At 70.6% G+C, this 14,896-nt stretch carries 12 protein-coding genes; 10 read left to right on the forward strand and 2 right to left on the reverse strand.

Annotation, left to right across the window (positions count from 1 at the left end; all coding sequences use genetic code 11):
* The 4 genes from ACIPV1_RS07350 to ACIPV1_RS07365 all read left to right on the forward strand — a co-directional run bounded on the left by ACIPV1_RS07350 (window position 1) and on the right by ACIPV1_RS07365 (window position 6,211).
* Window positions 1-2,100: a bifunctional aldolase/short-chain dehydrogenase gene (locus ACIPV1_RS07350; RefSeq protein ID WP_402726049.1), complete on the forward strand. Its 2,100-nt coding sequence runs from the start codon at window positions 1-3 to the stop codon at window positions 2,098-2,100.
* 51 nt (window positions 2,101-2,151) lie between these two features.
* Entirely contained in the window at window positions 2,152-3,630 is a 1,479-nt protein-coding gene (locus tag ACIPV1_RS07355) for a rhamnulokinase family protein (RefSeq protein ID WP_402726050.1), read from the forward strand.
* Window positions 3,631-3,758: 128 nt separating this feature from the next.
* Entirely contained in the window at window positions 3,759-4,952 is a 1,194-nt protein-coding gene (locus ACIPV1_RS07360) for an alpha-hydroxy acid oxidase (protein WP_123672509.1), read from the forward strand.
* A gap of 275 nt (window positions 4,953-5,227) precedes the next feature.
* Window positions 5,228-6,211: a glycoside hydrolase family 16 protein gene (locus ACIPV1_RS07365; RefSeq protein ID WP_402726051.1), complete on the forward strand. Its 984-nt coding sequence runs from the start codon at window positions 5,228-5,230 to the stop codon at window positions 6,209-6,211.
* A gap of 85 nt (window positions 6,212-6,296) precedes the next feature.
* Here the strand turns inward: ACIPV1_RS07365 and ACIPV1_RS07370 are convergent, their stop codons facing one another.
* Window positions 6,297-6,818 (reverse strand): hypothetical protein, encoded by a 522-nt coding sequence (locus tag ACIPV1_RS07370; protein ID WP_402726052.1) that lies wholly within the window; start codon window positions 6,816-6,818, stop codon window positions 6,297-6,299.
* 113 nt (window positions 6,819-6,931) lie between these two features.
* Between ACIPV1_RS07370 and ACIPV1_RS07375 the strand changes: the two genes are divergently transcribed.
* Window positions 6,932-7,762 carry a siderophore-interacting protein gene (locus tag ACIPV1_RS07375; protein ID WP_402726053.1) on the forward strand — a complete coding sequence of 277 codons (831 nt, stop codon included), beginning with the start codon at window positions 6,932-6,934 and terminating at the stop codon, window positions 7,760-7,762.
* A 134-nt stretch (window positions 7,763-7,896) separates the two neighbouring features.
* Window positions 7,897-8,619 carry an NUDIX hydrolase gene (locus ACIPV1_RS07380; protein WP_402726249.1) on the forward strand — a complete coding sequence of 241 codons (723 nt, stop codon included), beginning with the start codon at window positions 7,897-7,899 and terminating at the stop codon, window positions 8,617-8,619.
* Here ACIPV1_RS07380 and ACIPV1_RS07385 read toward each other — a convergent pair.
* Entirely contained in the window at window positions 8,525-9,781 is a 1,257-nt protein-coding gene (locus ACIPV1_RS07385) for an ROK family protein (protein WP_402726054.1), read from the reverse strand. The genes ACIPV1_RS07380 and ACIPV1_RS07385 overlap by 95 nt on opposite strands.
* A gap of 168 nt (window positions 9,782-9,949) precedes the next feature.
* On the opposite strand from ACIPV1_RS07385, the gene ACIPV1_RS07390 reads away from it, so the two are divergent.
* From ACIPV1_RS07390 to ACIPV1_RS07405, 4 genes are all read left to right on the forward strand, one after another.
* Window positions 9,950-11,212: an ABC transporter substrate-binding protein gene (locus ACIPV1_RS07390; protein WP_243692426.1), complete on the forward strand. Its 1,263-nt coding sequence runs from the start codon at window positions 9,950-9,952 to the stop codon at window positions 11,210-11,212.
* Window positions 11,213-11,223: 11 nt separating this feature from the next.
* On the forward strand, window positions 11,224-12,171 hold the full coding sequence (locus tag ACIPV1_RS07395; protein ID WP_123291962.1) for a carbohydrate ABC transporter permease: 948 nt from the start codon (window positions 11,224-11,226) through the stop codon (window positions 12,169-12,171).
* Window positions 12,171-13,076: a carbohydrate ABC transporter permease gene (locus ACIPV1_RS07400; RefSeq protein ID WP_123291961.1), complete on the forward strand. Its 906-nt coding sequence runs from the start codon at window positions 12,171-12,173 to the stop codon at window positions 13,074-13,076. Before ACIPV1_RS07395 ends, ACIPV1_RS07400 begins: the two co-directional genes overlap by 1 nt.
* A gap of 68 nt (window positions 13,077-13,144) precedes the next feature.
* On the forward strand, window positions 13,145-14,806 hold the full coding sequence (locus ACIPV1_RS07405; protein WP_402726250.1) for a glycoside hydrolase family 13 protein: 1,662 nt from the start codon (window positions 13,145-13,147) through the stop codon (window positions 14,804-14,806).
* The last annotated feature ends 90 nt before the right edge of the window (window positions 14,807-14,896 follow it).

A 14,896-nucleotide genomic window follows, 5' to 3' on the forward strand; every position in this document is an offset into this window, starting at 1 on the left:
ATGGCACACACACTGGAGGCTCGGGTGGACCCCGCAACGCACGGCACCGACGCAGACACCACGATCAGTGCGCTCATCGCGCGCTCGAACGCGCTCGGCTCGGATCCGCGGATCACGAACTACGCCGGCGGGAACACCTCGGCGAAGGGCACCGACACCGACCCGGTCACGGGCGAGCCGGTGGAGCTGCTCTGGGTGAAGGGCTCCGGGGGCGACCTCGGCACCCTCACCCCGGCGGGCCTCGCAGTCCTGCGCGTCGACCGCGTCCGTGCCCTCCAGGACATGTACGCATCAGACACAGGCCCGGGGGTGGATCGCGAGGACGAGATGGTCGCCGCGTTCGACTACACGCTGCACGGCAAGGGTGGTGCGGCTCCGTCCATCGACACGGCGATGCACGCCCTGGTCGACGCCGCGCACGTCGACCACCTGCACCCGGACGCCGGCATCGCCATCGCGACGGCGGCGGACGGACCGGCTCTGACGTCGACGATCTTCGGCGACACGGTGGTGTGGGTGCCGTGGCGCCGACCGGGGTTCCAGCTCGGGCTCGACATCGCCGCGATCAAGCGGGACAACCCGCAGGCGATCGGCACGATCCTCGGCGGCCACGGCATCACGGCGTGGGGCGAGACGAGCGAGGAGGCCGAGGCGAACTCGCGCTGGATCATCGACACCGCCGAGCAGTACATCGCGGCGCACGGGAAGGCTGACCCGTTCGGCGGGTCCCGGGCAGGCTTCGAGGCGCTGCCGACCGACGAACGCCACGCACGCGCCGCCGCCCTCGCCCCGACGATCCGCGGCATCGCCGGGCACGACAAGCCGGTGGTGGGGCACTTCACCGACAGCGATGTCGTGCTCGAGTTCCTGGCGTCGTCGCGCGCCGAGGAGCTCGCCGCGCTCGGCACGAGCTGCCCCGACCACTTCCTGCGCACCAAGGTGAAGCCCCTCATCCTCGACCTGCCCGCCACCGCGAGCGTCGACGAGCAGACCGCCCGCCTGCACGAACTCCACGAGCAGTACCGCGCGGACTACCAGGCCTACTACGACCGCCACGCGAACCCGGACTCCCCCGCGATCCGCGGCGCCGACCCGCTCATCGTGCTGGTGCCCGGCGTCGGGATGTTCTCGTACGGCAAGGACGCCCAGACCGCCCGCGTCGCCGGGGAGTTCTACGTGAACGCGATCAACGTCATGCGCGGCGCCGAGTCGTTGAGTACCTACGCCCCCATCGACGAGGCCGAGAAGTTCCGCATCGAGTACTGGGCCCTCGAAGAGGCGAAGCTGCAGCGGATGCCGGCCCCCAAGAAGCTCGCCACCCGCATCGCCCTGGTCACCGGAGCCGCGAGCGGCATCGGCAAGGCGATCGCGAAGCGCCTGGCCGCCGAGGGCGCCGCGGTTGTCATCGCCGACCTCGACCTGGCGAAGGCGCAAGACGCTGCCGCGGAGATCGGTGGCCCGGACCGGGCCATCGGCGTCGCGGCGAACGTGACGGACGCCGGCGCGATCGACCAAGCGGTCCAGCAGACGCTGCTGCACTTCGGCGGCCTCGACCTCGTCGTGAACAACGCCGGACTGTCGCTCAGCAAGAGCCTGCTCGAGACCACCGAACAGGACTGGGACCTGCAGCACGACGTCATGGCGAAGGGGTCGTTCCTGGTGTCCAAGGCGGCGGCGAAGGTCCTCATCGAGCAGGGCCTCGGCGGCGACATCGTCTACATCTCGTCGAAGAACTCGGTGTTCGCCGGTCCGAACAACATCGCGTACTCGGCGACCAAGGCCGACCAGGCACACCAGGTCCGGTTGTTGGCGGCGGAGCTCGGCGAGCACGGCGTCCGCGTCAACGGGATCAACCCCGACGGCGTCGTCCGTGGCTCGGGGATCTTCGCGAGCGGCTGGGGAGCGAACCGCGCGAAGACCTACGGCATCGAGGAGCAGGACCTCGGCGCGTTCTACGCCCAGCGCACCATCCTCAAGCGCGAGGTCGTCCCGGAGAACGTCGCGAACGCCGTCTACGCCATCTGCACCGACGACTTCTCGCACACGACCGGTTTGCACGTGCCCGTCGACGCGGGTGTCGCCGCCGCGTTCCTGCGCTGATGAACGACAAGCTGATGCACGACAAGCTGATGTCCGACAAGAGGTAAGAGCATGTCCACCAGCGGCACCGTCGCCGCCGTCGACCTCGGGGCCACCAGCGGCCGCGTGATCCTCGGGCACGTCGACACCGACGGCGTCCGGATGGAGCACGTCGCCCGGTTCCCGAACGGCCCCGTGACCCTGCACGAGCACGACCGCGAGGCCCTGCACTGGGACGTCGTCGAGCTCCACCGACAGGTGACCGACGGCCTCCGTCAGGCGTTCGCCACGCACCCGGCGATCGTGAGCATCGGCATCGACTCGTGGGCGGTCGACTACGGCCTGCTGCGCGATGGTCGGCTGCTCGGCCTGCCGTACCACTACCGCGACGAGCGGCACGAGGGCGGCGTCGACCGCGTGCACCGACGGATGGACGCGGCCGAGCTGTACGCCCGGAACGGTCTGCAGCACCTGCCCTTCAACACGGTGTTCCAGTTCGCTGCCGACCCGTCGCTGCAGCTCGCGCAGCGGGCGCTGCTCGTCCCCGACCTGCTCGGCTACTGGCTCACCGGTGTCGAGGCGGCCGAGCGCACGAACGCGTCGACGACCGGGGTCCTGAACGCGACGACCCGCGGATGGGACCCGGCGTTGCGGGCTGCTGCAGGCCTCCCGGCCAGCCTCTTGCCCACCCTGCGTGACCCGGGCGACCGACTCGGGCCCCTGCTGCCGTCCGTCGCCGACGCCGTCGGCGGGCAGGCACCCGTCACGCTCGTCGGCTCGCACGACACGGCCTCCGCCGTCGTCGCGGTCCCCGCGACCGAACCGGACTTCGCGTACATCTCCTCCGGAACCTGGTCACTCGTCGGCGTCGAGCTCGACGCACCCGTCCTGTCGGACGCGGCGCGCGACGCGAACTGCACCAACGAGGGCGGGGTCGACGGCCGCGTCCGGTTCCTGAAGAACGTGTCCGGACTGTGGTTGCTCTCCGAGAGCGTCCGCACCTGGGAACGTGACGGCGCGAGCATCGACCTGGAGGCCCTGCTCGCCTCCGCCGCGGCCGTCACGGCCCCGGTCCCCGTCTTCGACCCCGCTGACGAGTCGTTCAAGGCGCCCGGCGACATGCCCGCGCGCATCGCCGCCTGGTGCGGCGACCACGGGCTGAGCGCGCCCGCGTCGCGGGCCGAGTTCGTGCGCTCGATCCTCGAGTCACTGGCCGGCGCGTACGCGGAGACACTTGCGACGATCAGCACCATCACGGGGAAAGACGTCCGACAGGTGCACATCGTCGGCGGCGGATCGCAGAACCGACTGCTCTGCCAGCTGACGGCCGACCGCACCGGGCTGCCCGTCCTGGCCGGGCCCGTCGAGGCGACGGCACTCGGCAACATCCTGGTGCAGGCGCGGGCAGCCGGACTCGGTGGCCTGCGCGGCGCATCGCTCGAGGCCCTGCGCGCGACGATCGCGCGCACCGTCGAGCCCGTCCGGTACACCCCGCGTTCCTCCGACGCTTCCCTCCGCCAATCCACCTCGAGACGTAGGATGTCTGTATGACCTCGACCGACGACCAGCACCGCGTCGACCCCGCCACGGGCGCACCGGCAGCCACCCCGGGCACACCGTCGGCCCGGCGGACCCCGATCAAGCGGCAGCTGCCGACCGTGCGTGACCTCGCGCCGCTCATGCAGTTCAAGAAGCCTTCGCTGCCCGGTCGGCGTCAGCGCCTCGAACAGGCCCTGACGATCTGGGACCTGCGCGACATCGCCGCCCGCCGCACGCCGAAGGCCGCGTTCGACTACACCGAGGGCGCCGCCGAGGCCGAGATCTCGCTCGCGCGCGCCCGCCAGGCGTTCGAGGACATCGAGTTCACGCCCGCGATCCTGCGCGACGTGTCGTCCGTGGACACCTCGCGCTCGGTGCTGGGTGCGCCGGTCGCGTACCCGTTCGGCATCGCCCCCACCGGGTTCACGCGCATGATGCAGACCGAGGGCGAGCGTGCCGGTGCCCGGGCAGCCGGACGCGCGGGCATCCCGTTCTCACTCTCCACCATGGGCACCACGGCCATCGAGGACGTCCGCGACGCCAACCCGAACGGCCGCAACTGGTTCCAGCTGTACATGTGGAAGGACCGCGAGAAGTCGATGGCGCTGGTCTCCCGCGCCGAGAAGGCCGGGTTCGACACACTGCTCGTCACCGTGGACGTGCCCGTCGCCGGCGCGCGACTGCGGGACAAGCGCAACGGCTTCTCGATCCCGCCGCAGCTCAGCGCGCGGACCGTGCTGAACGCCATCCCGCGGCCGTGGTGGTGGTTCGACTTCCTGACCACCGAGCCGCTGGCCTTCGCGTCGCTCGACCGGTGGTCCGGCACCGTCGGGGAGCTCCTCGACCACATGTTCGACCCCACCGTCACCTACGAGGACCTCGCGTGGATCCGCGACCAGTGGAAGGGCAAGGTCGTCGTGAAGGGCGTGCAGTCCCTGGCCGATGCGCGTCGCCTGGCGGACATGGGCGTCGACGGGATCACGCTGTCGAACCACGGCGGACGCCAGCTCGACCGGGCACCCGTGCCGTTCCACCTGCTGCCCTCCGTGGTGAAGGAGGTCGGCATGGACACCGAGGTGCACCTCGACACCGGCATCATGTCGGGCGCCGACATCGTCGCCGCCGTGGCGCTCGGTGCGAAGTTCACGATGGTCGGCCGCGCGTACCTGTACGGGCTGATGGCGGGCGGCGAGGCCGGTGTCGACCGGATGATCCAGATCCTGTCGGAGCAGATCGAGCGCACGATGCGGCTGCTCGGGGTCACGTCGCTCGACGAGCTCGAGCCCGGGCACGTGACGCAGCTGCAGCGCTTGCAGCCGGTGCCGCGCGGCTGAGGCGGCGGGCAGCGGGCTGCCCGCCGTTCACCGCGCGTTCGGGTGCCGATTCAGGCGATTACCCCCGAACGGGGCACAAATGATGCAAGATGTCCGTGGACGCGTCACCGAACCCCTCGGCATCCTGCCCCCTGGCGCGCCGTCCCCTCCCCGCATCCTGCGCCCGAGCACCACGAGGAGCCCGACATCTCGACCCGAAGCACGTGCACGCCCATGCGCGGCACGACCCCCGCGATCACCACGCCCACCACCCCCACCACCGAACGGCACACCCGATGAGCCGCCGTCGCGCGATCCTGGCGGCCGCGACCGCCGGTTGCCTGGCACTCGGAGTCCCCACCGCCTCCGCCGCCTCCGCTGACAGCTGGTGGGGTTGGGGCGGACACCGCCACGGGCAGCACGCCCCGGTGACCCCCACACCCACCCCCTCGGACACGGCGACCCCGGCCCCGTCCGACGACGAGGAGTCGGACCCGACGCCGACGGAGACGCCCGCGCCGACCGCCGAGGCCGCGCCGATCGAGGACACCACCCCGACCGCGGAGCCGGAGGCAGTCGCGCCCACCGACGACGCCGAAGCCGCGGAGTCGGAAGCCGAAGACGCGGCCGAACCGCAGAACGAGGTCGCCGACACCTCCGCTGCGCCGGCCGCCTCGTTCGTCGAGGACTTCACCACCGACGCCGTCACCGGCCTCGTCTCGCGGCTCTACCCGCAGTCGTGGCAGCCCTACCCCGACGGCACCTCCGGCATCTACGCGCCGAGCAAGACCGTCTCGGTGCACGACGGCGTGATGGACGTCGCCCTCGGCACCGGAGCGGGCGCGGCCGGCACGTTCGGCTCCTCCGCCGGAGCCTGGGACCACGTCGGCGGCTCGTTCTCCGTCCGCGCCAAGGCGACCGGTGGCGACGGCAATGGCGCGGCGTTCATGCTGTGGCCGACGTCGGGCACCTGGTCCGACGGCGAGATCGACTTCCCCGAGGGCAACTTCGAGGACAGCCCCTCGGCCTTCCACCACTCGATGACCCCGGGCAAGGAAGCCGACCGCGTCCAGATCGGCACCGGCGTCTCGTGGCGCGACTGGCACACCTACACGGTGGACTGGGTGCCCGGACAGTCGGTCACCTACAGCGTCGACGGCAAGGTCCTCGACACGATCACCCACGACGTCCCGACGACCCCGCACCGCTTCATGTTCCAGGTCGGCAACTGGGGCGACCAGGGCAACCTGCTCATCGACTGGGTCTCCACCACGGAGTGAGCGTTCGGCCCACAGAGTGAGCAGAAGACGTCGGGTCCCCACCAGGGACCCGACGTCTTCTGCTCACTGGATCAGGCTCGCGACGTCAGCGCACGGTCCAGGTTCCGCGCAGGGTGGTCAGCAGGTGGTCGATGTTCCGCAGTGCCCGTCGGGTCTCCCAGACGGAGTACGCGCACATCCCCACGAACAGCACCAGGATCGCCCACCAGAACGGACTGACCGTCAGAGCTGCCCAGACTGAGAAGGCTGCGAAGACGACGACCATGATCGGCACGATGACCCGGTTGTTCCGGTACCGCTTGCGGGTCGACTCGAGCTCGCGGGTCCACACGACGTGGTCGACGTCGTCCGGCAGGTCTCCGGAGCGCACCGCTCGCTGGATCGCGGCAGCGCCCTCGGTGCCACCCGCTCGGCGGCGACGGTAGGCGATGAGGAAGCCGAAGAACACCCTCATCAAGACGGCGGAGAAGAGCGATCCGATCGCGCGGGCGGCCAGACCGGCACCGTCGGGGTTCGGAACCAGACCGATAGCGAAGTACAGTCCGCCGACCAGCACGAACAGGAAGGGCAGCAGCGCCGGCAGCGGCAGCCTTCGGAAGCGGTCCACGGTGTCTCCTCATCGAATGTTCGAGTGCTCCTCGGTTCTTCCACCATGCCGACGACTCCCGGGAGTCGACTGAACCATCCCACCGGAAATTTGGTTAGGTTAGCCTTACCTACATGGTACGGACGAACATGCAGGCGACCCGCACGAAGCCGGAACGCGTCGAGCTCCTCACCCTGCACGTCGTGCGGACCGAACGGATCTCGCCGTCCTTCATCCGCGTGGTGTTCGGCGGCGACGACCTGAGCCGATTCACCCACATGGGCTACGACCAGTGGTTCCGTCTGTTCCTGCCGGTGGACGGCGGTGACCTCGCGCGGGCCCCGCAGAAGCTCGACACGGTGAGCTACCTGAAGTTCCTGACGGTGGCGAAGGCGAGCCGACCGATCCTCCGCAGCTACACCGTGCGGAGCCTCCGCCGACTGCACCAGGGCGACGAGCTCGACGTCGACTTCGTGGTGCACGGCAGTGGCGACGACCACGCACCGACCGGGCCGACCGCGGCTGGGTGGGCACTCGGCGCACAGCCCGGCGACGTGGCCGGGCTCATCGACGAGGGCATCGGCTTCGACCGGGACGCCCTCGGTCGTCCGATCGTGATCGTCGCGGACGAGAGCGCCCTGCCCGCTGCAGCCGGGATCCTCGAGTCGCTCCCCCGTTCGACCAAGGGCACCGCGATCCTCGAGGTCCCGACGGACGCCGACGTGCGGACCATCGATGCCCCGACCGGCATCGACGTGACGTGGATCACCCGCGAACCCGGTCGACGTCCCGGAGCCGCGGCGCTCGACGCGGTCACCCGATCGTCGGTGAGCCCCGACCACGCTGCCTGGGTCGCCGGCGAGCAGTCCCTCGCCGGCGGAGCGCGACGCCACTGGGTCGGCGCGGGCATCCCGAAGGAGCGGATCGCCTTCACCGGGTACTGGCGCGCGGGCCGGTCCGGCTGACTGCGTTCGGGCACCTCCGGCGACTTCGTGAGCAGGAATGGTCGAGTGCCGATTCCCGACCCGACCATTTCTGCTCACGAAGCACGGCACGCGGCGCACGGCCACCAGCGCCGCGCGCCTAGGGTGGGCGGGTGATGGACGACGAGGGGCGAGCACGGGCGGCACTCGCGACCGTCGCAGCGAACGGGTGGGGCGACGCCGAGCCGCTCGTCGAACCCGGCGGCACGGCCACCCCGCGGCACGCCGCCGTCCTGATGCTCTTCGGCACGCTCGACCGCACTCCCAGCGACCGCCCGGCCGTCGCCGCCGACGTCCCGCGCGACCTGGACGTCCTGTTGCTCGCGCGTGCCACGACCCTGCGCGCGCACCCGGGCGAGGTCGCGTTCCCCGGCGGACGGATCGACCCGGGCGATGTCGACGCCGTCGCCGCAGCCCTCCGCGAAGCACACGAGGAGACCGGGCTCGACCCGACGGGCGTCGAGGTCCTCGGCACGCTGCCCGCGGTGCCACTGGCGTTCTCGAACCACCTGGTGCGCCCGGTGCTGGGGTGGTGGCGCGAGCCGTCCCCGATCCGGGTCGTCGACGAGCGCGAGTCGGCCGCGGTGTTCCGGGTCCCCGTGGCGGACCTGCTCGACCCGGCGAACCGCGGGGTCACGGTGATCCGACGCGGTGGTCAGGAGTGGCGCGGGCCGGGCTTCACCGTCGATGCGGAGCACGGCGACCACGACGACGACGACCACGACGACCACCTGGTGTGGGGGTTCACCGCGATGCTGCTGGATGCGTTGTTCGACCGGCTCGGGTGGACCGAGGACTGGGATCGGGAGCGGGAACTGCCGCTCGATCGTCGACACTGATCCGGTCGGCACCGCCCAGGGGGAACGACAGCGGGTCGGCACGGACCGCGTCCACCGCGTGGGCGACGGCCCCGATGACGACGACGTCGCCGCCGAGCGTCGACGCCACCAGGTCGGGCACGGGGTCGAAGTGCCAGCCGTCGAGCAGCGCGCGGGCACGGTCGATGACGGCGACGGCGGGCTGGGCGATCGCACCGGCGACGACCACGCGGTCGATGTCGAGCAGGCTGGCGAGCAGGACGCAGACGCGGGCCAGTCGGTCGCCGAGGCGGTCGACGATCGCCAGCGCCACGGTGTCGCCGTCCTGCGCCGCGCGGAACACGGCGGAGGCACCGGCGTCCACCGCGAGCGGACTGCCCGGCCGGACCTCGCCCGCAGCGACGGCCTCGGCGACCAGCGTCCGCGCCGTCGCGCCGATGCCGTCCGACGACCCGACCCCCTGGACGATGTCGAGCACGCGCATCTCCCCCGCGCCGCCGTGGGCACCGCGGAGCAGCACACCGTCGACCACGAGGCCGCTGCCGAACCGCTCGCCGGAGAGCAGTGCGGCGAACGAGGCGTCCCCCGATGACGGCCGCTCGGCGAGTGCGGCGAGGTTCGCGTCGTTCTCGACCACGACGCGGCCGTGCGGGACGGCGTCGGCGAAGCCCGGGTTCATCCGGTCCCAGAAGCCGCCGTCGTCCGGCGATGCCCCGCCGGCGTCGACCGGCGCGGGGATGCCGACGACGGTGACCAGGACGCGGGAGCGGTCGGCTCCGGCGGCGGCGAGCGCGCCGCCCACGGTGTCGGCGAGGACTGCGAGCCGGACGGGGACCTCGAGTCCCGACTCACCGAGTGCCCCTTCGGCGCGACCGAGCACGGTGCCGCGCAGGTCGGCAACGATGGCGGTGACCCGGTGCTGTCCGGCGTCCACGCCGACGACGACCCCGGCGGCGGTGTCGAGTTCGTAGCGACGGGCGGGCCGGCCGATCCGGTACTCCCCGGCGGCACGGGCGTCGTCGAGCTCGTGGAGCCAGCCGAGCCGGACGAGTTCTTCGCACGCGGCCAGCACGGTCGAGCGGGTCAGGCCGGTGGCGTCGATGGCTTCGGTCGCGGTGAAGGCGCCAGCGTCGAAGGCGTGCGCGAGCAGTGTCTCGGCGCTCGTTCGACGGGGTGGCGGCATGCCGTGACCTTATCGCGCAACGAGTTCCTTGCGTAATTAGATTTTGTCGCTAGATTTAGTCACGCGGTCGGCATCGGAGCCGATCGCAGGACGGAACGGCAGGGCTGCCGGGTCCGGACGGACGGAGACGACGTGCAACCACACGCCACGACCAGGACGGCGGCATCGGTGAGCCGACGCTCGTTCCTGCTCGGAGCCGGCGGCATCGGAGCGGGCCTCGCGCTCGCCGGGTGCGCCCCGATCGGGTCCTCGAGCGCCAAGCCGGAGACCATCACGTTCTACGTCTCGAAGCCCGAGGTCATCGGGTACTTCGACGGCGTCATCGCGCAGTTCCACGACAGCCAGTCGAAGGTGCGGGTCGTCCGCGACTCGACCTCGAGCATGTCCGCGAACTTCGTCCGGAACCGGCCGCCGGACCTCGGCTGCTGGAACTACAACTTCTCGGTCGTCCCGTTCGTCGAGCACGGAGCCCTGACGGACCTCTCCGACCTGTCGCAGGCCGACACGATCAACCCGGACCTGTGGCCGCTCATGCAGCAGACCGCCGACTACCCGGGTCGCAAGAGCGCGCTGCCGTACTCGGTGACCGCCGCCTCGGTGATCTACAACAAGGCACTGTTCGCCGAGCAGGGGCTCGAGGTGCCGACGACGTGGAGCGAGTTCGCCGATCTCTGCAAGCGGCTGCAGCAGGCCGGCATCGCCCCGATCTACGGGACGTTCAAGGACAACTGGACGATCGCGCAGGGCATGTTCGACTACACGGTCGGCGGTGCGATCGACACCCCGAAGACGTTCGACGCACTGCGACGCGAGGGCACGAGCGTCGGCAAGGACTCGTCGGTGTCGTTCGAGAAGGACCTCCGGACGCCGATGGAACGCATGACCCAGCTGCGCGCATGGCACCAGGACGGTGCCGCCAGCCGCGGCTACGGCGACGGCAACCTCGCGTTCGCACAGGGCAAGGCCGCGATGTACCTGCAGGGGCCGTGGGCGCTCGGCGAGATCGCCAAGACGAACAAGGACATGGACCTCGGCACGTTCCCGCTGCCCGTCACCGACGACGCCGCGGACAACAAGGTGCGGGTGAACGTCGACCTGGCGCTCTGGATCCCGGAGGCGTCCCGCAAGCAGGAGGCCGCCCGCGAGTTCCTGACGTTCCTGATGCAGTCGAAGGTCAACGACAAGTACAACGCCGACAACAACGGCTTCGGTGTCCGGAAGGACGCTCCCCCGGCGTCGAACCCGGCGCTGACCGGCATGCAGTCGTACTACGACGACGCCGCCTTCTACCTCGGTGCGTCGCAGCTCATCCCCGCCGAGATCCCGGTCGCGAACTACGCGCAGTCGATCGCCTTCGGCGGCGACCCGCAGCGCCAGCTCCGCACCCTCGACGCCGACTGGGCGCGTCTCGCGCTCCGCACGGCCGCGTAAGGAGACGTCCCATGGCAACCACGACCACCGAAGCCATCACGACGGCGGACCGCCGCCGACGTGGCGGAGCCGCCCCGGGCCTCCCGTCCGTCACCCACAAGCGGAAGCGGATCGAACCGCTCTTCCTCGCCTTCCTGCTCCCCACCCTGCTGCTCTTCACGCTCGCCATCACGCTGCCGGCCGTGATGGGCATCGTGCTCAGCTTCACGAACTCCGTCGGGTTCGGTGAGTTCCGCTTCATCGGGCTCACGAACTACGTCGCGGTGTTCTCCGACCCCGCGATCCTGCAGGCGTACCTGTTCACCCTCGGGTTCTCGCTCGTCACCGTGATCGTCGTCAACGCGATCGCGTTCCTGCTCGCCATCGCGCTGACGTCGAAGATCCGCGGCAAGATCGCCCTCCGCGCGGTGTTCGTGCTGCCGATGGTCATCTCGGGCATCGTCATCGCGTACGTGTTCTCGTTCCTGTTCGCGAACAGCCTGCCGGCCCTGGCCAGTGCGATCGGCTTCGGTCCGCTCGAGCAGAGCATCCTGGCGAACCCCGACCTGGCGTGGGTCGCCATCGTGATCGTCACCGCGTGGCAGGCGATCCCGTCGACGCTCCTCATCTACATCGCCGGGGTGCTGTCCATCCCCGGCGAGGTCTACGAGGCAGCTGCCCTCGACGGCGCGAGCGCGTGGCGGCAGCTGATCTCGATCACCGCACCGCTGACGGCCGGCTACATCCTGATCAACCTGGTGATCGGGTTCAAGAACTTCCTGAACTCGTACGACATCATCGTCGGCCTGACCGACGGTGGCCCCGGCACCTCGACCACGAGCGTCGCGATGTCGATCTTCAAGGGCTTCAACGGCGGCGACTACGCCTACCAGATGGCCAACGCCACGATCTTCTTCATCATCGCGGTCGTCATCGCCGTGATCCAGCTGCGGGCGACCCGCGGGAAGGCAGCGCTCTGATGACCATCCAGACACCCCTCCGTCCGGGGACGACGAAGACGGGCAGCATCAGATCGGTCGACGCCGACCGGACCGCCGGCCGCCGCGGCGGCAACGCCAACTGGCCCGTCACCGTCGTCCTCGTGCTCTGCGCGCTCTCGATCCTGGTGCCGCTCTACGTCACCCTGACGATGGCGTTCAAGACGACCGGCCAGGCCGTCGACGGCAACGCGTTCTCGCTGCCGGCACCGTTCAGCGTCGACGGCTTCGTGCAGGCGTGGGAGCTCACCGACTTCCCGCGGGCGTTCGGCGTCTCGGTGCTCGTCGCCGCGATCACCGTCGTCGGCACGATCCTGCTCGCGTCGTTCACGGCGTTCGCGATCGCCCGGAACTGGGACCGTCGGCTGTTCCGCTGGTCGTTCTTCTACCTGCTCGCCGCCATGTTCCTGCCGTTCCCGGTGCTCGCGCTGTCGCAGGTGAAGCTCACCGGCCTCGCGCACCTGGACAACCCGTTCGGCGTCGCGCTGCTGCACGTCATGTTCCAGCTGTCGTTCAGCGTGCTGCTCTTCACCGCGTTCCTGCGGTCGATCCCGGCCGAGCTCGAGGAGAGCGCCCGCATCGACGGCGCGAGCACCGGTCAGGTGTTCTGGCGGCTCGTGTTCCCGCTGCTGGCACCGATGAGCGCCACCGTCGGCATCTTCGCGTTCCTGGCGTCGTGGAACGACTTCGTGATGCCGTCGCTGATCACCTCGGACCCGGCGTTGCAGACCCTGCCGGTGCTGCAGCAGATGTTCCAGACCCAGTTCAGCAACAACTACAACGTGTCGTTCGCCTCGTACCTGATGGCGATGGCCCCGGCGATCATCGTCTACCTCGTCACGCAGCGATGGGTGATGGCCGGTGTGACCCAGGGCGCCATCAAGTGAGCAAGACGACCGACCCGGCCGGTACGACCGAACCGACCGACACCGCCACGAACCACGAAAGGCCCGTCGTGACCGACACCCTCGCCCAGCCCGCCACCACCAGCGCCGACGAGACCTGGTGGCGCCAGGCGAGCGTCTACCAGATCTACCCCCGCTCCTTCGCGGACGCGAACGGCGACGGCATCGGCGACCTGCCCGGCATCACCGAGCGCGTGCCGTACCTGGCGTCGCTCGGTGTCGAGGCCGTCTGGCTCAGCCCGTTCTACCCGTCCGCCCTCGCCGACGGCGGCTACGACGTCGACGACTACCGCGACGTCGACCCGAAGCTCGGCACGCTCGACGACTTCGACCGGATGGTCGAGGCGCTGCACGCCGCCGGCATCCGGGTGATCGTCGACGTGGTGCCGAACCACACGAGCGACCGGCACGAGTGGTTCCGCGAGGCCCTCGCCGCACCGAAGGGCTCCCCCGCCCGCGACCGGTACGTCTTCCGCGACGGCACCGGACCGTCCGGCGAGCAGGCTCCGGCCGACTGGATCTCGATCTTCGGCGGTCCGGCGTGGACCGCGGTCGGCGACGGCCAGTGGTACCTGCACTCCTTCGCCAAGGAGCAGCCCGACCTGAACTGGGCGAACCGCGAGGTCCGCGACGACTTCCTGCACACCCTGCGCTTCTGGTCGGACCGTGGCGTCGACGGCTTCCGCATCGACGTCGCCCACGGGCTCGCGAAGGACCTGCCCTCCGGCGCCCTGCCGACCTGGGCGGAGCTCGCCGAGATCCCGAAGGACGGTTCGCACCCGCTGTGGGACCGCGACGACGTGCACGAGATCTACGCCGAGTGGCGGACCGTGTTCAACGAGTACACCCCGGCACGCACCGCGGTCGCCGAGGCCTGGGTCGCCGCCGACCGCCGCGCCCGGTACGCCAGCGCCGACGGTCTGGGGCAGGCGTTCAACTTCGACCTGCTCGAGGCCGACTTCGACGCCGGTTCGTTCAAGGAGATCATCGAGTTCAACCTCGGTCTGGCCGAGCAGTCCGGCTCGTCGACCACGTGGGTGTTCTCGAACCACGACGTCGTCCGGCACGCGACCCGCTACGCGCTGCCTGCGCGGAACGGCTCCCCCGACAAGCAGGGCGGCAAGTGGCTGCTCGCCGGTGGGTCGCAGGACGCGCTCGACCGCTCGCTCGGGCTGCGCCGCGCTCAGGCGGCGACCCTGCTCGAGCTCGCACTGCCCGGCTCCGCCTACCTGTACCAGGGCGAGGAGCTCGGTCTGCACGAGGTCGGCGACATCCCCGACGCCGACCGCCAGGACCCCGCGTTCTTCCGGAACCCGGGCGTCGACGTCGGCCGCGACGGCTGCCGTGTCCCGATCCCGTGGACCCGGTCCGGCCCGTCGTTCGGCTTCGGCTCCGGCTCCGCGCACCTGCCGCAGCCGGCGTGGTTCGCGGACGCGAGCGTCGAGGCCGAGGACACCGACCCCGACTCGACCCTGAACCTGTACCGGAAGGCCCTCGGGCTGCGCGGGCAGCTGCAGTCCGAGGAGCACCTGGAGTGGCTCGAGACCGGCCGCGACGACGTGCTCGCGTTCCGACGCCCGAACGGGTGGACGAGCGTGACGGTGTTCGGTGACGAGCCCTACGAACTCCCCGCCGGCGAGCTGCTGCTCGCCTCGGCACCGGTGGCAGACGGTGCCCTCACGGGCGTGGGGACGGCCTGGTTGCGTTCCTGACGCAGGGTGCGCGTCGTGGACGCGACCAGGTGACGGACGGGAGGCACGGTGCAGGCAGGCACCGGGCCTCCCGTCCGCCGTTCGGTCACC

Source organism: Curtobacterium sp. NPDC089991, from assembly GCF_044748425.1.
Classification (GTDB): Bacteria; Actinomycetota; Actinomycetes; order Actinomycetales; family Microbacteriaceae; genus Curtobacterium.

What these genes read in the sequence shown, in the direction of transcription:
- ACIPV1_RS07395 (WP_123291962.1), top strand. Translation starts at nt 11,224, where the DNA reads ATGGCAACCACGACCACCGAAGCCATCACGACGGCGGACCGCCGCCGA.
- ACIPV1_RS07400 (WP_123291961.1), top strand. Translation starts at nt 12,171, where the DNA reads ATGACCATCCAGACACCCCTCCGTCCGGGGACGACGAAGACGGGCAGC.
- ACIPV1_RS07365 (WP_402726051.1), top strand. Translation starts at nt 5,228, where the DNA reads ATGAGCCGCCGTCGCGCGATCCTGGCGGCCGCGACCGCCGGTTGCCTG.
- ACIPV1_RS07375 (WP_402726053.1), top strand. Translation starts at nt 6,932, where the DNA reads ATGGTACGGACGAACATGCAGGCGACCCGCACGAAGCCGGAACGCGTC.
- ACIPV1_RS07350 (WP_402726049.1), top strand. Translation starts at nt 1, where the DNA reads ATGGCACACACACTGGAGGCTCGGGTGGACCCCGCAACGCACGGCACC.
- ACIPV1_RS07360 (WP_123672509.1), top strand. Translation starts at nt 3,759, where the DNA reads ATGCAGTTCAAGAAGCCTTCGCTGCCCGGTCGGCGTCAGCGCCTCGAA.
- ACIPV1_RS07355 (WP_402726050.1), top strand. Translation starts at nt 2,152, where the DNA reads ATGTCCACCAGCGGCACCGTCGCCGCCGTCGACCTCGGGGCCACCAGC.
- ACIPV1_RS07385 (WP_402726054.1), bottom strand. Translation starts at nt 9,781, where the DNA reads ATGCCGCCACCCCGTCGAACGAGCGCCGAGACACTGCTCGCGCACGCC.
- ACIPV1_RS07380 (WP_402726249.1), top strand. Translation starts at nt 7,897, where the DNA reads ATGGACGACGAGGGGCGAGCACGGGCGGCACTCGCGACCGTCGCAGCG.